Source organism: Bradyrhizobium sp. 191 (genome assembly GCF_023100985.1).
GTDB lineage: Bacteria > Pseudomonadota > Alphaproteobacteria > Rhizobiales > Xanthobacteraceae > Bradyrhizobium > Bradyrhizobium diversitatis.
Window position 1 is genome coordinate 6,101,452 of the sequence record NZ_CP064692.1, and the last position, 18,254, is coordinate 6,119,705.

Sequence of the window (18,254 nt, forward strand, 5' to 3'; positions counted from 1 at the left end):
TCATGTCCAACAATGAATCGCAGATGCAGGACCTTCACAACATCAGTGCAGGAAAGCACGTCCGTGGTTCCTCCGCCTATTCGGTTTTTAACCCGGCGACGCTCGAGATCGTCGGGCATGCGCCGTTGTCCACGGCATCTGACCTAGACGAGGCGGTGACCTCTGCGACGATGGCATTGAAAGGTCAATGGTCGCGTGACGAGGCACTGCGCCGCGAGGCACTCGCAGCGTGTGCGGATATTCTTGACCGGCATGTCGATGAACTGGCCCGGCTGCTGAGCCTCGAACAAGGCAAGCCGGTGGTGTCGGCTGCGGGAGAGCTCAGGATCGCCAGCCGGATTTGCCGGCACTATGCCGCGCGGACGACGCGATCTGAGATCATCCGCGACACGAATGCGGATCGTGTCACCGTGCTGCGTGCGCCGGTCGGGGTGGTTGGACTGATCGTCCCTTGGAATTTTCCCATCACGATCCTGTTCATGAAGCTCGGGCCGGCCATGTGGTGCGGCAACACGGTCATCATCAAACCGGCACCGACGACCCCGCTGACGACGCTGAGGCTGGCCGAGCTATTCAGTGCGGCGTTGCCCACGGGGGTGCTGAACACAATAACCGGTGAAGGCGATATCGGCGAAGCGCTGGTGGCTCATCCGGAAGTCGCAAAAATATCCTTCACCGGATCGACGGCGACTGGGCGCCGAGTGATGCAATCGGCGGCGTCGACCCTGAAGCGCCTGACGCTGGAACTCGGCGGCAACGATGCCGCGATCGTTCTGGAGGACGCCGATCCTGATCTCGTCGCGCCCCGACTGTTTGCCAGCGCTTTCACGAATGCCGGTCAGCTGTGCGCAGCGGTCAAACGACTGTATGTGCATCGGCGGATCTACCCGCAGCTCGTTGAAAATCTCCAGAGGCTGGCGCGGGAGACGAAGGTGGGGATTGGCACGGCCGCAACCACGAAAATGGGCCCCGTCAACAACCGCATGCAATTCGACCGTATCCGGGGGCTGGTGGACGAGGCCAGAGCCGCCGGCGCGAAGGTGTGCGACGATGGCGAAGCTCTGCCAGATCTCCCCGGATATTTCCTGCGCCCCGCGATCGTCACGGGGCTTGCCGCTGATGCACGTCTTGTGGTCGAGGAGCAGTTCGGGCCGATTCTGCCTGTGCTTCCGTTCACTGAGACGGAAGATGCTATTGCACAAGCCAACGCCTCCGAATTCGGACTCGGCGGATCGGTGTGGTCGAACGATCCGCAGCGCGCCATCGATGTCGCTGCGGGACTCGAGGCCGGGAGTCTTTACGTCAACAGCCACGCCATTCCGCCCGATCCGGAGATTCCGTTCGGCGGGATAAAGGCCAGCGGCTTCGGCTACGAACTCGGCGATTGGGGAATAGACGAATTCGGCATCCGAAGGGTGATGCGGGTCGAGCACCCGGCAGAGGCGAAGTCATGAGACCGATGCGGGCGGCGGTCTTCACCCAACCTGGCCGGGCGCTGGACATCGTCGAAGGGATCGAGATCGACGATCCGCGCCCCGGCGAGGTCCTCGTTCGTATTCGTCACTGTGGCGTTTGTCATTCCGACCTCAGCATCATCGACGGTGCCTTGCCGTTTCCAACGCCAGCCATCCTCGGACATGAAGCGTCGGGAACGATTGCAGCTTTGGGTTCGGGCGTGACGGGACTGGGGGAAGGCGCCCGTGTGGTGCTCTCGATGCGGCCTCCGTGCGGACATTGCTACTGGTGCGTCCGTAACGAACCAGTTCTCTGCGCAGAAACCGCCGGACCGCCCGGAAGCGGCGAACCGCGGGCCTGGCACGAGGGCAAGCCGATCACGCGCGGGTTTCGGCTTGGCGCGTTTGCCGAATATGCGCTGGTCGAGGCGTCCGGCGTCGCGCAGATCCCTGATGCCGTGCCGCTCGATGCCGCAGCGGTGGTCGGGTGTGCCATTCAGACCGGGATCGGCTCGGTGACCAATGTCGCCAAGACCGAACCAGGTGCGACGGCTGCGGTCGTCGGACTGGGCGGCGTAGGCCTGGCCGTCATCCAGGGATTGGTGCTGTCTGGAGCCGGAACGATCATCGGCATAGATCCGGTGGCCGAACGCCGGGACCGGGCCGTCGCATTGGGAGCGACTTTCGCGTTCGATTCCGCAGATGCCGATCTGTCGCGGCACGCCTTCGCCGCAACCGGGGGAATCGGATGCGACTACGTCTTCGATACCGTCTCCTCCACGCAGACGACGCAGGTTGCATCCGGCATTCTTAGGGCAGGCGGCAAGATCGTACTGATCGGCGTGACCGGTGTGCCGCAATCCCTCGGCATTTCGTCGATGGACCTCGTGATGCGCCAGAAATCCATCGTGGGATCCTTTCTCGGCAATTGTCATTCGCAGCGCGATCTTCCGAAGTACCTCACTCTGTGCTCTGCCGGACGGCTCGACTTGGCGGCCCTGGTGACGGCGATACGGCCGCTGTCCGAAATCAATATCGCGATGTCGGAGCTGCGCGCCGGCAAAGGTGTGCGCACCGTGCTGTCAATATGAAACGACAACAACGCACCGATTGAACCTGAACCGTTCCTTGAGGGAGGACATCCATGATCAAGAGCTTCGCGATTGCCATCGTCTCGGCGAGCGTATTGCTGCAATCCGCTGCGCTCGCAGAGCAGGCGCCGTTGCGCATCGGCCTAGTGTACTGCTTTTCCGGGCCGTTTGCGCTCGCGGGTGCTCAGGTCGATGCTGCCATTAACTTGTTCATGAAGCGCCACGGCGACGTTGTGGCCGGACGCAAGGTCGAGATCGTCCGGCGGGATACGACGGGGCCTGCTCCCGATGTTGCGCGCCGGCTCGCCGGAGAACTAGTCACGCGGGAGAAGGTCGACATTCTGACCGGCATCGACTTCACGCCCAACGCGGTGGCCATTGCCGCGGTCTCCACGGAAGCCAAGATTCCGGTGTTCAGCATGAATGCCGGCTCGAGCGTTTTCCTGCCGAAGGCGCCCTATGGCGCGCGGTTTTCCTTTAGCGTGCCTCAGCAGGCTGTGCCGTTGGCGTCCTGGGCCGCAAGCAGCGGCATCAAATCCGTTTATTCGCTGGTGGCCGACTACAGCCCGGGCCTGGACGGCGAGAAGGCATTCCAGACTGAATTCAAGCGGGCTGGTGGTCAGATTGTGGGATCGGTACGCGTCCCACTCAACAATCCGGATTTCGGGTCCTATCTCCAGCGAATCAAGGAAACCAAGCCGGACGCCGTCTTCGTATTCCTGCCGTCCGGTGGCGGAGATCTGCCGGTTCTCTTCCTGAAGGCGTTCAACGAGGCCGGCCTTGCGGCGTCAGGCATCAAGATCATCGGAACCGGCGAGACCGACGAGGTGTCGATCGATGCGCTCGGGGACGCCGCTCTCGGGATGGTCACGGCATCTCATTACTCGGCCGCGCACGACAGCGAATTGAACAAGGCGTTTGTTCGCGACTTTGAAGCCTCAACCGGCGGAAAGCAGCGCGTCAGTTTTTCCGCAGTGGCCGCCTATGACACGATGGCCGCGATCTACAAGCTTGTCGAAGCCCAAGGTGGTCGGTTGGATGCGGAAAAAACCGCCGAACTTCTGAAAGGTTTCAAACTCGACAGCCCGCGCGGCCCGATCGAGATCGATGGATCGAGGGACATCGTACAGACCATTTATATCAGGCGCGTCGAACGACGAAACGGACGGCTGGAGAATATCGAGTTCAGCAGTGTCCCCAACGTGCCGGCGACCGAGGCGCGTTGAATGCATCAATCGTTGGTTGTCTACGTGTAGCTGCCTGTCACATACAGTCGAAAGGGTGGACATGAGCTTCGATACCAAGCCAATCCCGAAAACGATTGCTGTTTTCGGGGCAAACGCGCACATCGGAAATCCCCTTGCGAAGTTTCTGCGCTTCAAGGCTCCGCACGTGAAGTTGAGGCTGATCTCCAGCAATCCGGCAACGACGAAGAATCTCGAACAGCAATTTCCGGATGCGCGGATATGTCGCGCCGACTATTTCGATCCTGCATCGCTGGAGGATGCACTGCGGGATGCGGAGGGGATATTCGTCGTCACGCCAACCTACCTCGATGAAAAGGTTGCGATGACCAATTTGGTCGCTTCGATAAAAGCGGTCGCTTCAGCGGTCCACATTGTCCGGATCGTCGGGCACGAGCCGGAACAGACGATCGACCGAATTCCGCAGAGGCTGCGTGACTTCGGTACTGGCACGGCGACACAACATTTCATCGCCCGTGAGGTGCTGGACGCGAGCAGGCTCCCGATCACGTACCTTAATATCGGGGCATCCTACATGGATAACTTCATAAGGATCGCGGAGATTACCCGGCGAACGAAGTCCCTGGTCTGGCCGCAACGCTATATTCCATACGTCGACCCGCGTGAGGTTGGAGAGATTGCGGCCCGTCTTCTGCTGTCTCCCGATCGTCGGTACGTGCACCAATTTCTGACCATCAACAACGGCCATGATTTGCTCACTTCAGATGCCGTGGCGGCGATCATGAGCGACGTTCTGCTCGAGCCGATTGCTCATGACGGATCAAAGGACGCGTTTCTACGGGAGTTTACCGGGATCTGGGAGAGACGTTACAACAGGAAGGGAGTCGCGGAGTACCTTTGGGAGTTCTTTAAGTACGAGGCCGAAAATTCTGCATTTCAATCGCTCAACGATGTGGCAGAGCGGATCCTGCAACGGAAGCCTATGACCCTACGCGCATTTTTCCAAGAACATCGAGCGTTGATATACTAGGTTGCTGATCCGCTCGGCTCCAATGTCATAAGGATGCGGCCATGAGGTCGGTTGTGGACGTCGCAACGCGACATCCATCGCTTCGCCACGGGCGCGCGCAACAGCCATTTAGACAACAAGAATTTCTGTAAGGATCTCGATCGGCCAAAAATGCCGAAAATGTCAGAATGACCTTTGAAAACACTGCGTTTTTTCGAGGCTTCCAAGCTGAATACACCCGAGCCGTTGCTTCAAATGGCCACCATCAGCGAATGTCGGTATCGGTGTTTGCGCCTCCGGGATTTGGACCTGCCCCTCTTGCGCGGGGATCAACTGGGCCTCGCAAGTCAGGCTGCCCTCCGAAAGCAATGCTAAGGACAACAGGGATTCGTCGTGTCGGTGGTTGCGTATGTTTCCCTCCCTGGGCACCAACGCTGCCACCGATCCACTGCCCGGGTCGGGCTGCGTCAGGGTGGCAAGGCGCACGCGGCCCGCTATTGATCCCCGGCAAAGTACGTCCCGCATTCACAGGCAGGGCGCTGGAATTGCCGACTGCAGAAGCCAGGCCAAAGGCTTTTGGCGCTTGCCCAGAAAAGCGCCTCTGTGCGAGATAATTGGTTCTCGCAACTGCAATAATGGGTATCGCACTTTGACAGCCTTTCTCGACGGCGAAATTCGCGATGGACGCCATCAGATGCAGGTCCGCGTCTATTTTGAAGATACGGACTTCGGCCAGATTGTTTATCACGCGAATTTCTTACGCTTCATGGAACGCGGCAGAACGAATTACTTACGCCTGCTCGGAACCAATCAGCACGCGCTGCTCCAAGAGGCGCGGAACGACGCGCCCGGCTTTACCTTCGTTGTACGTTCTATGACCATCGATTTTCTAAAGCCGGCAGTCTTGGACGACGTGCTTGACGTCCTCACCTTCCCGCAAGAGGTGAGAGGAGCGTCAATTGCCTTGCTGCAGGAGTGCAGGCGCGCAGACGATCTCTTAGTCACGGCGCGTGTACGCGTGGCTTTTATCTCAGGCGGAAAAGCGCAGCGCATCCCAAAGGCGCTGCGGCTTGCTATGGAAGAGCACAGATAAAATCCGACTTTTGTTCACGCTTTAACGCTCCAGCGACCGAAGGAAATCAATGCGCTGGCCTTCTGTTGCGATATCGTCAAGTCAGAGTTCTCGGGGATCGTCTATCACGCCAATTATCTGCGCTACATGGAGCGTGGACGCACCAATCATCTGAGGCTGATGGGCGCCGAGCAGCAGGCGCTGTTCGAGCAGGTCGAGACGGAGGGCGCAGGCTTTGCCTTCGTCGTCCGCTCGATGCATCTGGATTTTCTCAAGCCCGCACGAATGGACGACGTGCTCGACGTTGTGACCTGGCCGGTCGCGGTGAAGGGTGCGTCCATCATGCTGGCGCAGGAGGTGCGGCGCGGCCACGACGTGCTGGTGAAGGCCGAGGTCCGCGTTGCCTTCATCAGCGGCGGTCGCGCCCAGCCGATTCCGAAGTCGATACGCACGCTGATGAAGGCCGATCTGATTTCGTGATCGCCCGATAAGTGATCGCCTGATTTGTGGTGGCCTATCGACTCCGCCAATCGGGGCGATAAATTCACGGCCCGATCAACCGATGAGGCCATCATGTCGCGCCCGCCGCTTCCCCCCTTCACCCGCGAGACCGCTGCGCAAAAGGCCCGCATGGCCGAGGACGCCTGGAATTCACGCGATCCGGTGCGCGTGTCGCTCGCCTATACCGAGGACAGCCGCTGGCGCAATCGTTCCGAAGTCCTTCAGGGCCGCGAGGCCATCGTCGCGTTCCTCACCCGCAAATGGGAGAAGGAGCTGGACTACCGGCTGATCAAGGACCTCTGGGCGTTCGACGGCAACCGCATCGCGGTGCGCTTCCAGTACGAATGGCACGATGCCGGCGGCCAGTGGTATCGCTCCTACGGCAACGAGCAGTGGGAGTTCGATGAGCACGGCCTGATGAAGCGGCGCGAGGCCTCGATCAACGACATCGCGATCGCTGAAAAAGATCGCCGGTTTCACTGGCCGGCTCCGGGGCCAAGGCCTGCCGACGTGGCGGGGCTGGGGACCGATCCGTTCTGATATTTTCCGCAAGCGACGCTGCTTCACCCTCTCCGGTTGTGCGAGACGGGTGCCGAGCGAAGCTCGGCGGGTGAGGGGTCTCTATCCCCACGAGCAGTCCAGCGAGTGGATAGAACCCCTCATCCGGCGTTTCGCGCCACCTTCTCCCACAAGGGGAGAAGGGAAGGGTCGGCTGACGCGGGCACTGGCACTGTGATCAAACATTGCGCCTCGCCAGGAACCTCGTAATCGCGCCACCGAGCTTCGCATTGTCCAGCGGCTGCCCCAGCGATGCCCTCGCCGTTGCGACGACGTCATCCGGCGCCTTGCCCTCGCGCAACTCGCAACACACTTGCGCAAACGCCACGTCGAATTCCGGATGCGGCTGCACGGTCAGCGTTGCGCCGTTGGCATAGAGCAGGCCGGCATGCGGAGTAAAGTCCGAGGAGAGGATCGTCAGCGCGTCGTTTGGCGGCTCGATCACCTGATCCTGATGCGAGGCGGCGATCGCGACCACGTCGCCGTCGACCACGCCGTTCTCGGGCAGCACCTGATAGATGTGCCGGCCGAGGCCCCAGCCCTTGTCCGACTTACGCACGGTGCCGCCGAGCGCCTGCGCGATCAGCTGATGGCCGAAGCAGACGCCGACCATCGGCGTCTTGTTGGTGTAGGCCTTGCGCACGAAATCTTCCAGCGGCGCCATCCAGTCCAGTTCGTCATAGACGCCGGCGGCCGCGCCGGTGATCAGGATGGCCTCCACCTGGCGCGGATCGGGAACCGCATCGCCATTCGGGATGCTGACGACGTCGACCGTGGCTGTGGGGTCCTCGGTTCGGATCATGCGCGCGAACATGTCCGGAAACGAGCCGTGGCGTTCGCGATGCTCTTGAGGAACGAGCCCGGTCTCGATGATGGTGATGCGTGCCATGTGCACCTCGGATAGAAGGTTGCGCGTGTGATCGAAAGCTCAGTCGCTTTCTGCCCCATGTTGCTGGTGCGGCGCTGTGCGCTCCAGCAGCGCGCTCTCCTTGCGGACCTCGTTGAGAAAGGCCTTGGCCAGACGCGACAGCGGCTCGGCTTCCGACCACAGCATATAGGCGACCGCCTGCGTCGTCGGCGCGAACGGACGGACGACGAGGCCGCTGCCGCCGTTCTGCCGCGGCGAGAACGGATCGACCACCGCAGCGCCGACGCCGGCGGTCGCGAGCACGCAGGCTGTGTTGCAGTAGCGCACCTCGACCGTCGGCCGGAACGGCGCACCGGCACGGGCAAAGCTGTCGCGCACGGCTTCGCCAAGCCGCGTGCCGCGCTCGAGCCCGATGAAGGGCAGGCCGGAAAGATCGGACGCGGATATCACCGGCCTGTCGGCGAGCGGATGCTGCGGCGGCACCACGCACACCATCTCGCCGGTATGCACCACCTCATGCGCGATCCCTGGATGATGCGTCAGCCCGAGGGCGAAGCCGAGCTCGGCGACGCGGCTCAGCACACCCTCGATGATACCCTCGTAGCGACGCACGTCGAAGAACACGCGCGTCTCCGGGCGACGGCGCAGGAAGCCTGACAGCGCGGCAGGGATAATGCTGTAGGCGAGCGGCGGGGTCGCCACGATGGCGAGATGCCCGGAGCGGTTCTCGCGCAGATCGCGCACGCGGTTCTCGAGCTTTGCGTGCAAGGCGAAGATCGCTTCGCTCTCCTTGTAGAGCGCCATGGCTTCGGCGGTCGGAAACAGCCGGTTGTTGACGCGCTCGAACAGCGCGAAGCCGGCCTGCGCCTCCATCGTCTTCAGCGCGTTGCTCACCGCGGGCTGCGACAGCGCCAGCTCGTCAGCCGCCGCAACCGTGGTGCGGTGGCGGATCACGGCGCGCAGGATCTCGAGCTGACGCAGGTTCATATTACTGCCGATTATAGTCAGGGCCAAAACATCATAGCAAAGCGAATTGATTTTGCAGCCCCGCTCACCCGTAATGGCAGCGGATTTGCGCGTCGTATCAAAGGGTTCATTCGCCCATTGAGGCAGCACCGCGCACAGATTGGAGGCAAACTTGGTTCGTGTCCTTCGCGCCGCCGCCGCTCAGATGGGGCCGACGCAAAAAGCCGATATGCGCGAGCATACGCTGTCGCGGATGCTCGACATGCTGGAGCAGGCCGCCGGCCGCGGCGCCAGCCTCGTGGTGTTTCCGGAGCTTGCCTTCACCACCTTCTTTCCGCGCTGGCTGCTCGAAGGCGAGGCTCTCGACCAGTATTTTGAGCGCAGCATGCCGAATCCGGCGGTGGCAAGGCTGTTCGATCGGGCGCGTGCGCTCCGCGTCGGCTTCTATGTCGGCTATGCCGAGAAGACGCCGGACGGCCGCCGCTATAACTGCTCTATCCTGGTCGATCGCGACGGTGAGATCCTCGGCCGCTACCGCAAGGTGCATCTTCCCGGGTCGGTCGAGCCGCGTCCGGGCGCGCGCTACCAGCAGCTCGAGAAGCGCTATTTCGAATATGGCGATCTCGGCTTTCCCGCCTTCCGCGCCGGCTCGTCCTGGGCCCACGCCATCATGGGCATGATGATCTGCAACGATCGGCGCTGGCCGGAATCCTGGCGCGTGCTCGGCCTGCAGGGCGTCGAGCTCGTCTGCATCGGCTACAATTCGGCGGCCTATGATCCGAACGGTGGCGCCACCGAAGACGGCGCCTTGCGCACCTTCCACTCGACGCTGGTGACGCAGGCCAACGCCTACATGAACGCGACCTGGGCGATCTCGGTGGCCAAGGCGGGCGAGGAGGACGGCTCCGGGCTGATCGGCGGCTCCTGCATCGTCGATCCCAACGGTCGCATCGTCGCGCAGGCGCAGACGCTCACCGATGAGGTGATCGTCGCCGACATAGATCTCGACCTCTGCCGCCAGGGCAAGGACAAGATGTTCAATTTCGCCGCCCACCGGCGGCCCGAGCAGTACAGGGTGATCACCGAGCGCGCCGGCGTGATCGAGCCGGCCGTTCTTGACGCAGATTGATTCCAAACGGCCGATCGCAGCGTTGGCAAAGGAGCTGACATGACACGCCTCCCGCATTTGCTTGCCTTGGCAGCGTTGGCTGCCGTGACGTCGGCGCGGGCGGCCGAGCTTCCGGCGGAGATCAAGCAGGCCGGCACGCTCAAGCTCACGGTCAATTCCACTTACGCGCCGATGGAATATCGCGATCCCGCAACCAACGAGCTGGTCGGGCTCGATATCGATCTCGCTAAAGAGCTTGCCAAGCGGCTCGGCGGGCTGAAGATCGTCTGGAGCGAGACGCCATTCGCCGAACTGATCCCCTCGCTCCAGACCAAGCGCGCCGATTTCATCATCTCCGGCATCTCCGATCGCGCCTCGCGGCGCGAGACTGCCGATTTCGTCGACTATCTCGCGACCGGCCCGCAGTTCTTCGTGAAGGCGGAGAGCGGGGCCAAGGATGCGACCGATCTCTGTGGCAAGAAGGTCGGCACCACCCGCAGCACCAGCTTCCCGGTCGAGATCGAGAAGTGGAGCAAGCAGAATTGCGAGCCGGCCGGCAAGCCGGCGATCCAATATGTTCCGGGCGAGAACTCCATCGACGTACGCAATCAGCTCAAGCAGGGCCGTATCGACGCCGCGGTGCAGGGCAGCGAGACGCTGCCCTATGCGCAGACGCAGGAGCCCGGCAAATACCGCGTGGTCGGCGAGCCCTTCGCCAAAGGTTACCAGGGCATCATGTTCCGCAAGGACGATACGGCCCTGCGCGAGGCCGTGACGGAGAAGCTCGCGGCGATGATCGCCGACGGTACCTACAAGGCCATTCTCGACAAATGGGGTCTCGGCGCCAACGCGGTGACCCAGCCCATGCTGAACGCGGCGCCGCAATGAAGCCGGCCCCGGCACTCGCGGACGGATTTCCCGATCTGTCGGGCATGCAGATCGCGCGCGAGCCGCACTGGTTTCGCTGGATCAGCGCGGCCCTGATCCTCCTTGTGCTGGCGGCGATCGCCCGCGCCTTTGCCAACGGCCAGATCGAATGGTCCTATGTCAGCCGCTTCCTGACCGCGAAGGTCATTCTCGAAGGCATCGTCAACACCATGGTGATGGCGGTGCTGGCCATGGCGCTCGGCATCGTGCTCGGCATCGTCGTCGCGGTCATGCGGCTGTCGCCCAATCCGGTGCTGAAGACGGTTGCGACCGGCTACACTTGGCTGTTCCGCGGCACGCCGCTGATCCTGCAGCTGCTGCTGTGGTTCAACCTAGCACTGGTGTTTCCGACCATCGGCATCCCCGGCCTGTGGTCCGCGCGCGCCGTCGACGTCATGACGCCGTTCCTTGCCGCGCTGCTCGGGCTCGGCATCAACCAGGGCGCCTACACCTCCGAGGTCATGCGCGCCGGCATGCTGTCGGTCGACATCGGGCAGTATGAAGCGGCGCAGGCGATCGGCATGGGGCGGCTGCGCGCGTTGCGGCGGATCGTGCTGCCGCAGGCGATGCGCGTCGTGATTCCGCCGCTCGGCAACGAGTTCATCGGAATGGTGAAGGCGACCTCGCTCGCGAGCGTGATCCAATATCCCGAACTGCTGCACAACGCCGAGAACATCTACTACGCAAATTCCCGCGTCATCGAGCTCCTGATCGTCGCCGGGCTCTGGTACCTGCTCGTGGTCTCGATCCTGACCCCGCTCCAGATGCTGCTCGAACGACGCTTCGCGCGCGGCACATTGCGGCTGGCGCGATGACAAGACCTCTCGTCGCGATCCGCTCCGTAGCGAAGAATTTCGGGGAGTTTCAGGCTCTCAAGAACGTCTCGCTCGACGTCTGGCCCGGCGAGGTGATGTGCCTGATCGGCGCCTCCGGCTCCGGCAAGACGACGCTGCTTCGCTGCATCAATCAGCTCGCCACGATCGATGCCGGCGGCATCTGGCTGGACGGCGAGCTGCTCGGGGTGCGCGAGCAAGGCGGGAAGCTCCATCGCCTGAGCGAGCGCGAGATCGGGCGGCAGCGGCTGAAGACCGGCATGGTGTTCCAGCGCTTCAACCTGTTTCCGCACAAGACCGCGCTGGAGAACATTACGGAAGGTCCGACCCAAGTTCAGTGGCGCAAGCCGGATGAGGTGCGCGCCGAGGCGATCGAACTGCTACGTCGCGTCGGGCTTGCGGCCAAGGCGAACTCCTATCCTGCGCAGCTCTCCGGCGGCCAGCAGCAGCGCGTCGCGATCGCGCGGGCGCTCGCCATGAAGCCGATGCTGATGCTGTTCGACGAGCCCACCAGCGCGCTCGATCCCGAGCTCGTCGGCGAGGTGCTCGCGGTCATGAAGGAGCTGGCGCGAAGCGGCATGACCATGATGGTGGTGACGCACGAGCTTGGCTTCGCCCGCGAGGTCGCCGACCGCGTCGTCTACATGGACCAGGGCGCGATCGTCGAGCAGGGGCGTGCCTCCGACGTATTGGGCGCGCCGCGCGAGCAGCGCACCAGGGCATTTCTTTCGGCAGTGATCTGACATTGGGGGTATGGTGATGAAAAGATTTTTGCTTGCGGCGGCGTTCCTGGGCGCCATGAGCGCGTCGGCGATGGCGGCCGAATTGCCGCCTGAGATCGCCAAGCGCGGCAGCATCAAGGTCGCCTTGGTGCCGAACTACCCGCCGATGGAATTCCGCGATCCCGCCACCAACGCGCTCTCCGGCTTCGACGTCGATCTCGGCGAAGCCATCGGCCGCAAGCTCGGCGTCAAGATCGAATGGACCGAGACCAGCTTTGCCGAATTCATGCCGTCGATCTCGACCGGGCGGGTGGATGCCATCCTGTCCGGCTTCACCGATTATGCGAGCCGGCACGAGGTCGCGACCTTCGTCGATTATTTGCGCAGCGGTCCGCAGTTCTTCGTGCAGGCGTCGCGCAAGGCCGAGTTCAAGGATGCCGTATCGCTGTGCGGCAAGAAGGTCGGCGCCAGCCGCCGCACCATGTTCCCGGCCCAGATCGCGGCGTGGAGCGAGAAGAATTGCGGCGGCAATCCGATCCAATTCGTCGGCACCGACGGCTCGGCCGACGCGCGCACGCAGCTGCGGCAGGGCCGCATCGATGCCGCCGCCCAGGGCAACGAGACGCTGCCCTACATCATGGACCTCGAGCCCAACACCTATGCGACCGTGGGCGAGCCCATCGCACAGCAATTCACTGGCATTGCCCTGCCGGTGAAGGAGAAGGCATTGCAGCAGGTAATGCTGGAGGCGGTCGACGCGCTGATCGCGGACGGCACCTACAAGACGCTGCTGGCGAAGTGGAAATTGAGCGACAACGCAATCGAGAAGGCGACCATCAATGCTGGACAGTAAGGCACTCCAGAGCATTCCGCTCGTTCCGGCCAACACCGCGGATCCTGCGCCCGACTATCCCTGGCCGAAGCCGTACACATCCGCGATGTTCCTGTCGTTCGACGTGGACGCCGAGAGCGCCTGGACCAGCAAGGACGCAGGTCATGCGCAGCGGCTCATCACCATGAGCTATGGCGGCTATGAGGCGCGCGTCGGCACGCCAAAACTGCTGGAACTGCTCGACCAGCTCGATCTCAAGGCGACGTTCTTCGTCACGGGCTGGTCGGTCGATGCGCATCCGGCGATGGCCGAATCCATCCTGAAGGCCGGCCACGAGATCGGCCATCACGGCTATCACCATCTGTTGCCGGATCCCGGCGATCCCTGGATCGAGGAGGAACTGGAGCGCGGCTTCGAGGCGCTCAAGCGCCGGCTCGGCGTCAAGCCGACCGGCTACCGCGCGCCCTATGGCGAGTTCACCGAGGAGCTGCGCGTCGCGCTGGTGCGCCACGGCATCGTCTACACGTCCTCGTTCCGCGATGACGTCAGGCCCTATCGCCATCGGCTCGGCGACGGCAAGCCCGGCACGATCGAGCTGCCGGTCACCGCAAGCTATGACGACTGGATGCACGGCCTCTCCGCCCGCTTCAGCCCGCGCTCGATCTTCCCCAAGGAGCACGTGCTCTCGATGTGGAAGGACGAGCTGGATGAGGTCCGCGACTGGGGCGCGATGGTGACGACCGTGCTGCATCCGCAATGCAGCGGTCGTCCGATGCGGCTGCGGCTGCTGCGCGAGTTTCTCACTTACGCAAAGTCGTGCCCGGATGTCTGGATCACCACCGGCGAGAACATCGCGGAAAACTTCCTGCGCCACGAAGCCGGTAACCGCTGATGTCCATCTCCCGCCGTTCGCTCCTCAGGGCCGGCGCGGCGCTGCCGGCGCTGTCGCTGCCGGGCATCGTCCGCGCTGAATCCCAGTCCACGCTGCGCTTCATCCCCGTCATCGATCTTGCCTTCGTCGATCCGATCTATTCGACCGCGCAGGTGTCGCGAAACCACGGCTTCATGGTCTACGACACGCTCTACGGCATGAGCGCCTCGCTCCAGGTCTCGCCGCAGATGGTGTCGGGCCACGTCATCTCGGGCGACCTGCTGCAGTGGGATATCACGCTTCGCGACGGCCTGTTCTGGCACGACGGCGAGCGTGTGCTCGCCCGCGATTGCGTTGCCAGCATCCGCCGCTGGGCCGCGCGCGACGGCTTTGGCGGCGAGCTGATGGAGGCGACCGCCGAGCTCTCGGCTGCCGACGACCGCACCATCCGCTTCCGTCTGAAGCGTCCTTTTCCGCTGCTGCCGCAGGCGCTCGGCAAGGCCGCGATCAATGCCTGCTTCATGATGCCGGAGCGGCTGGCGAGCCAGGATCCGTTCAAGCCGCTCACCGAGGTGATCGGCAGCGGCCCGTTCCGCTATCTCGCCGACGAGCGCGTACAGGGCGCGCGCAACGCCTTTGCCAAATTCGAGCGCTACCAGCCGCGCACCGACGGCAAGCCGGATTGGACCGCGGGGCCGAAGATCGTGCACTACGATCGCGTGGTCTGGACCACGACGCCCGATGCCGGCACCGGCGTCGCCGCGCTCCAGACCGGCGAGCAGGATTGGCAGGAGACCACGCCGCACGATCTCTTGCCGGTGATCAAGGCCGCCGGCGACATCGAGACGCGCGTCCTCGATCCCAGAGGCTACGCCTGCATGCTGCGCCTCAACCACCTGCAGCCGCCGTTCGACAATCCCGCCATCCGCCGCGCGCTCTTGGGTGCGATCGATCAGTCCGCGTTCATGACCGCGGTTGCCGGCACCGACCCGGCCTTTCAGGTCGCGCCGATCGGTTTCTTCGCGCCCGGCACGCCGATGGCGAGCGAGGTCGGGCTCGAGGTGTTCCGCGGCCCGCGCGACTACGCCAAGGTGAAGGCCGACCTGAAAGCCGCCGGCTACAACGGCGAGAAGATCGTGGTGCTGGTTCCCACCAACTCGCTGGCGCAGAAGCCGCTCGGCGAGATCGCGGTCGACAGCCTGCGCAAGGCCGGCATGAACGTCGAATATGCCGGGCTGGATTTCGCTGTCGTGCTGCAGCGTCAGCTGAAGAAGGACCCGATCGGGCAGGGCGGCTGGAGCGCCGCTGTCGGCAACTGGCAGGGCATCGACTGGCTCAACCCGGCCGGCAACACCAACATCCGCGGCGAAGGCAAGGTCGCCGGCTGGTATGCGAGCGAGAAGATGGGGCCGCTGCGCAGCCAATGGCTGGCGGCCTCAGAGCTCGCCGAGCAGCAGCGCATCTGCCGCGAGATCCAGGCGGTCGCGTTCAAGGAAATCCCGTATATTCCGATCGGGTTGTACAAACAGCCGACCGCCTATCGCAAGGCGATCACCGGCATTCTCGACGGCACCGCCGTCTTCTGGAACGTGCGTCCCGCATGAGCACCACAGCAATCTTCGGCAGCTATGTGCTGTCACGGAAAGACGGCGCGCAGGATGTCTTGCGCGACCACTGGGTTCTGGTCGAAGGCAAGAAGATCGCCGCGATCACGCGCGACAAGCCGCGCGCCGATCAGGTCCATGATCGCCCAGGCCGCTTCGTCCTGCCGGGTCTGCTCAACCTGCACAATCACTGCTTTTCGGAAGCGGTGGCGCGCAGTCACACCGAGGACGGCAACGGCCGCAAGAACAACCAGAGCATCGTCTACACGGTGCTGCTGCCGCTGACCAAGCGCGGTGCCGATATCCTGTCGGCGGAAGAGCGGCTCGCGGTGGCGCGGCTCGGCATCCTCCAACTCCTGAAGGGCGGCGCCACCACGGTGATGGAGCCGTTCCGCAACTCGATCCCCGAGATGTTCGACGCCGCGGAGGAGATGGGCATCCGCTTCTACGGCGCGCCCTATCTGTTCTCGACGTCCGATGCCAAGGCCGGGCCGGACGGTGTGGTCCAATATTCCGGCGACGACGGCGCTGCGGACATGGCGACATGGAGTGCGCTCTATCAGCGCTGGAATAATCGCGGCGACGGCCGCATCAGCCTCGCCATGAGCCCGCATGCCACCGACACATGCGGCCCCGATCTGCTGAAGGCTTGCGCCACCCGGGCGCGCGAGCTCGGGGTGCCCATCACGACGCACATGGCGCAGAGCCGCGCCGAGGTCGAGACCATCGGCAAGCGCTATGGTGGCCGCACGCCGGCGCAATATCTGGACTGGCTCGGCCTGCTCGCGCCCGACCTCATGGCGGCGCACTGCATGTTCAGCAGCGACGACGATCTCAAGCTCATGGCCGCGCGCGGCATGACCGTGCTGAACTGCCCGCGCGTCTTCGCGCGCGCCGGCATCACCGCGGCCTTCAGCCGCTTCGCCGAGCACGGTGTGCGCACCGTGGTCGGCACCGACGGCTACAACATGGACCTGCTCGGTGAGCTCAATGCCGCCTCGCTGATCTCAAAGATCACCTCGGCGCGTCCCGACGTCGCGAACTCGCCAGAGCTGATCGAAGCGAACACGGTTGTTGCCGCCGACGTCATCAAGCGCCCCGATCTCGGCCGGATCGAGCCGGGCGCGATCGCAGATCTCACCGTTGTCGATCTCACCCATCCGCATCTGCAGCCGCTGTTCGATCCGCGCCGCGCGCTGATCGCACTCGCCAACCGTGCCAATATCGATCAGGTCATGGTCGACGGTCGTGTGCTGGTCGATGAGGGACGCTATCTCGGCGCGGACGAGGCGGCGATCATTGCGGCGGGCACCGCCGCGATCGGCAAGATCTGGGACCTGCCGGAGGCGCAGGCCGCGTTCAACGGCTGATCGCCTTTTTTTGCGCATGATCGTCGCCTCGAGGAAAGTGCGCTCCCTCTCCCGCTTGTGGGAGAGGGCAGGGGAGAGGGCTCTCTCCTTGTAGGGACACTCCCCGTGTGGAGAGAACCCTCTCCCGACGCGCGGGACGATGCTTCGCATCGCCCGGACGCGCCGACCTCTCCCGCAAGCGGGAAGGTTGCAGCGAGCCTGTGGCTGCACTGTTCGAAGCGAAGCCCTAATCCTCAAACTCCACCAGCGCCTTGCGCATGGTCTCGACTAGGTCCAGCGCCACCGGTGAAGGACTGCGCTGCGCCGGAAAGACCGCGGAGAATTCGAAGTCGATGCGCGGCAGGAAGCGGCGCACGACGATGCCGCGCGTTGCAAATTCCTGCGCCGTGAAGGGATCGCAGATTGCGACGCCAAGCCCTGACGACACCATGCCGCACATGATCTCCGACAGCGTGGTCTCGACGCGCAGCACGCGGCGGACATCGTGGCGGTGGAAGACCTGGTCGACAAGATGCCGGCTCGACGATCCCGCCGACAGCGAGATGAAGGTCTCGCCCTCGAAATCGCGCGGCTCCAGGACTTCCTTCTCCGCGAGGCGATGACCGCTCGGCAGCACTGCGACGCGCGCCGGCGCCGGCAGTCTCTGGCTCGGCAGACCGGAATGCGCGATCGGCACCTCGGCAAAGCCGACGTCACATTGATTGTTCAGCACCCAGTCGACGACGATCGGCGAGATGACACCGAAGAAGGCCAGGTTGAGGTTTGGCCGCTCCTTCAGGAAGTGACCGGTGAGCCGCGGCAGATAGCCGTTCGAGAGCGCCGGCAGTGCGGCGATGCGTAGCGAGCCCGTGCGGCGGCCGCGGATTTCTTCCGCCGCCGCAGTGATGCGTTCGAGGCCCACGAAGGAGCGCTCGACCTCAGTGTAGAGCGCCATCGCCGCGGCGGTCGGCACCAGACCGGTGCCGCGCCGCTCGAACAGCTCCATTTTCAGCAGGGCCTGGAGGTCGCGCAGCAACCGGCTGACGGCCGGCTGCGTCACCTTCATCAGCGCCGCCGCCTCCGTCACGCTGCCCGTCAGCATTGTCGCGCGGAAGGCCTCCACCTGCCGCGAATTGATCCGCGCCATCCCCACAATCCAATCATAACATTTTGGCATGCAGAGGGTGCCATTATTCATTGGACGATGGAAGTTTAGGTTGCGATCTTTTTCATCAGAGCTGGAGTCAGCTCGCTTTTTCGGCAGATTGGAGGAGTTCGAACCTC

Annotated in this window: 18 protein-coding genes; 15 read left to right on the forward strand and 3 right to left on the reverse strand. The window is 63.5% G+C overall.

The genetic code is table 11. The features are described from left to right. Positions 1-2 precede the first annotated feature (2 nt). The 7 genes from IVB23_RS28535 (at position 3) to IVB23_RS28565 (ending at position 6,872) form a co-directional block, all read left to right on the forward strand. Positions 3-1,454: an aldehyde dehydrogenase family protein gene (locus tag IVB23_RS28535; RefSeq protein ID WP_247800869.1), complete on the forward strand. Its 1,452-nt coding sequence runs from the start codon at positions 3-5 to the stop codon at positions 1,452-1,454. Further along, the gene (locus IVB23_RS28540) at positions 1,451-2,545 is read left to right on the forward strand and encodes a zinc-binding dehydrogenase (RefSeq protein WP_247800870.1); all 1,095 of its coding nucleotides are present in this window, start codon (positions 1,451-1,453) and stop codon (positions 2,543-2,545) included. The genes IVB23_RS28535 and IVB23_RS28540 overlap by 4 nt, the downstream gene beginning before the upstream one ends. Before the next feature lie 53 nt (positions 2,546-2,598). Beyond that, positions 2,599-3,771 (forward strand): ABC transporter substrate-binding protein, encoded by a 1,173-nt coding sequence (locus IVB23_RS28545; RefSeq protein WP_247800871.1) that lies wholly within the window; start codon positions 2,599-2,601, stop codon positions 3,769-3,771. Positions 3,772-3,832: 61 nt separating this feature from the next. Next, entirely contained in the window at positions 3,833-4,780 is a 948-nt protein-coding gene (locus IVB23_RS28550) for an NmrA family NAD(P)-binding protein (RefSeq protein ID WP_247800872.1), read from the forward strand. A gap of 628 nt (positions 4,781-5,408) precedes the next feature. Further along, positions 5,409-5,852: a tol-pal system-associated acyl-CoA thioesterase gene (gene ybgC / locus IVB23_RS28555; RefSeq protein ID WP_247800873.1), complete on the forward strand. Its 444-nt coding sequence runs from the start codon at positions 5,409-5,411 to the stop codon at positions 5,850-5,852. Positions 5,853-5,906: 54 nt separating this feature from the next. Further along, a complete protein-coding gene (locus tag IVB23_RS28560) occupies positions 5,907-6,311 on the forward strand; it encodes a YbgC/FadM family acyl-CoA thioesterase (RefSeq protein ID WP_247804983.1) in 405 nt (134 codons plus the stop codon). A gap of 93 nt (positions 6,312-6,404) precedes the next feature. Further along, positions 6,405-6,872, forward strand: a complete 468-nt coding sequence (locus tag IVB23_RS28565) for a nuclear transport factor 2 family protein (protein ID WP_197969098.1) — start codon at positions 6,405-6,407, stop codon at positions 6,870-6,872. Between the two features lie 196 nt (positions 6,873-7,068). On the opposite strand, the gene IVB23_RS28570 is transcribed toward IVB23_RS28565, so the two are convergent. Together IVB23_RS28570 and IVB23_RS28575 are read right to left on the reverse strand one after the other, a co-directional pair. Then, the gene (locus IVB23_RS28570) at positions 7,069-7,779 is read right to left on the reverse strand and encodes a type 1 glutamine amidotransferase (RefSeq protein WP_061880902.1); all 711 of its coding nucleotides are present in this window, start codon (positions 7,777-7,779) and stop codon (positions 7,069-7,071) included. Positions 7,780-7,818: 39 nt separating this feature from the next. Further along, entirely contained in the window at positions 7,819-8,745 is a 927-nt protein-coding gene (locus tag IVB23_RS28575) for a LysR family transcriptional regulator (protein WP_247800874.1), read from the reverse strand. A gap of 184 nt (positions 8,746-8,929) precedes the next feature. Between IVB23_RS28575 and IVB23_RS28580 the strand changes: the two genes are divergently transcribed. Genes IVB23_RS28580 through IVB23_RS28615 form a run of 8 tightly spaced genes read left to right on the forward strand, consistent with a single transcriptional unit; the run spans position 8,930 to position 16,991 of the window. Continuing rightward, positions 8,930-9,853 carry an N-carbamoyl-D-amino-acid hydrolase gene (locus IVB23_RS28580; RefSeq protein ID WP_247804984.1) on the forward strand — a complete coding sequence of 308 codons (924 nt, stop codon included), beginning with the start codon at positions 8,930-8,932 and terminating at the stop codon, positions 9,851-9,853. Between the two features lie 39 nt (positions 9,854-9,892). Beyond that, a complete protein-coding gene (locus IVB23_RS28585; protein WP_247800875.1) occupies positions 9,893-10,720 on the forward strand; it encodes an ABC transporter substrate-binding protein in 828 nt (275 codons plus the stop codon). Further along, the gene (locus IVB23_RS28590) at positions 10,717-11,574 is read left to right on the forward strand and encodes an amino acid ABC transporter permease (RefSeq protein ID WP_247800876.1); all 858 of its coding nucleotides are present in this window, start codon (positions 10,717-10,719) and stop codon (positions 11,572-11,574) included. Before IVB23_RS28585 ends, IVB23_RS28590 begins: the two co-directional genes overlap by 4 nt. Next, complete coding sequence (locus tag IVB23_RS28595) at positions 11,571-12,335, forward strand: amino acid ABC transporter ATP-binding protein (protein WP_247800877.1); 765 nt, start codon at positions 11,571-11,573, stop codon at positions 12,333-12,335. Before IVB23_RS28590 ends, IVB23_RS28595 begins: the two co-directional genes overlap by 4 nt. A gap of 16 nt (positions 12,336-12,351) precedes the next feature. Beyond that, positions 12,352-13,167, forward strand: a complete 816-nt coding sequence (locus IVB23_RS28600; RefSeq protein ID WP_247800878.1) for an ABC transporter substrate-binding protein — start codon at positions 12,352-12,354, stop codon at positions 13,165-13,167. Beyond that, a complete protein-coding gene (locus IVB23_RS28605) occupies positions 13,154-14,038 on the forward strand; it encodes a polysaccharide deacetylase (RefSeq protein WP_247800879.1) in 885 nt (294 codons plus the stop codon). The genes IVB23_RS28600 and IVB23_RS28605 overlap by 14 nt, the downstream gene beginning before the upstream one ends. Next, complete coding sequence (locus tag IVB23_RS28610) at positions 14,038-15,621, forward strand: ABC transporter substrate-binding protein (protein ID WP_247800880.1); 1,584 nt, start codon at positions 14,038-14,040, stop codon at positions 15,619-15,621. Before IVB23_RS28605 ends, IVB23_RS28610 begins: the two co-directional genes overlap by 1 nt. Then, positions 15,618-16,991 (forward strand): amidohydrolase family protein, encoded by a 1,374-nt coding sequence (locus tag IVB23_RS28615; protein ID WP_247800881.1) that lies wholly within the window; start codon positions 15,618-15,620, stop codon positions 16,989-16,991. The genes IVB23_RS28610 and IVB23_RS28615 overlap by 4 nt, the downstream gene beginning before the upstream one ends. Before the next feature lie 226 nt (positions 16,992-17,217). Here IVB23_RS28615 and IVB23_RS28620 read toward each other — a convergent pair whose 3' ends face one another. Beyond that, positions 17,218-18,117, reverse strand: coding sequence for a LysR substrate-binding domain-containing protein (locus tag IVB23_RS28620; protein WP_247800882.1), 900 nt, complete (start codon positions 18,115-18,117; stop codon positions 17,218-17,220). Positions 18,118-18,254 lie beyond the last annotated feature (137 nt).

Excerpts from the sequence above, each read along its gene's own strand:
- IVB23_RS28595 (WP_247800877.1), top strand. The coding sequence starts at position 11,571 with ATGACAAGACCTCTCGTCGCGATCCGCTCCGTAGCGAAGAATTTCGGG.
- IVB23_RS28535 (WP_247800869.1), top strand. The coding sequence starts at position 3 with ATGTCCAACAATGAATCGCAGATGCAGGACCTTCACAACATCAGTGCA.
- IVB23_RS28600 (WP_247800878.1), top strand. The coding sequence starts at position 12,352 with ATGAAAAGATTTTTGCTTGCGGCGGCGTTCCTGGGCGCCATGAGCGCG.
- IVB23_RS28545 (WP_247800871.1), top strand. The coding sequence starts at position 2,599 with ATGATCAAGAGCTTCGCGATTGCCATCGTCTCGGCGAGCGTATTGCTG.
- IVB23_RS28610 (WP_247800880.1), top strand. The coding sequence starts at position 14,038 with ATGTCCATCTCCCGCCGTTCGCTCCTCAGGGCCGGCGCGGCGCTGCCG.
- IVB23_RS28550 (WP_247800872.1), top strand. The coding sequence starts at position 3,833 with ATGAGCTTCGATACCAAGCCAATCCCGAAAACGATTGCTGTTTTCGGG.
- IVB23_RS28580 (WP_247804984.1), top strand. The coding sequence starts at position 8,930 with ATGGGGCCGACGCAAAAAGCCGATATGCGCGAGCATACGCTGTCGCGG.
- IVB23_RS28590 (WP_247800876.1), top strand. The coding sequence starts at position 10,717 with ATGAAGCCGGCCCCGGCACTCGCGGACGGATTTCCCGATCTGTCGGGC.
- IVB23_RS28540 (WP_247800870.1), top strand. The coding sequence starts at position 1,451 with ATGAGACCGATGCGGGCGGCGGTCTTCACCCAACCTGGCCGGGCGCTG.
- IVB23_RS28565 (WP_197969098.1), top strand. The coding sequence starts at position 6,405 with ATGTCGCGCCCGCCGCTTCCCCCCTTCACCCGCGAGACCGCTGCGCAA.
- IVB23_RS28620 (WP_247800882.1), bottom strand. The coding sequence starts at position 18,117 with ATGGCGCGGATCAATTCGCGGCAGGTGGAGGCCTTCCGCGCGACAATG.
- IVB23_RS28575 (WP_247800874.1), bottom strand. The coding sequence starts at position 8,745 with ATGAACCTGCGTCAGCTCGAGATCCTGCGCGCCGTGATCCGCCACCGC.
- IVB23_RS28585 (WP_247800875.1), top strand. The coding sequence starts at position 9,893 with ATGACACGCCTCCCGCATTTGCTTGCCTTGGCAGCGTTGGCTGCCGTG.
- IVB23_RS28615 (WP_247800881.1), top strand. The coding sequence starts at position 15,618 with ATGAGCACCACAGCAATCTTCGGCAGCTATGTGCTGTCACGGAAAGAC.
- IVB23_RS28570 (WP_061880902.1), bottom strand. The coding sequence starts at position 7,779 with ATGGCACGCATCACCATCATCGAGACCGGGCTCGTTCCTCAAGAGCAT.
- IVB23_RS28605 (WP_247800879.1), top strand. The coding sequence starts at position 13,154 with ATGCTGGACAGTAAGGCACTCCAGAGCATTCCGCTCGTTCCGGCCAAC.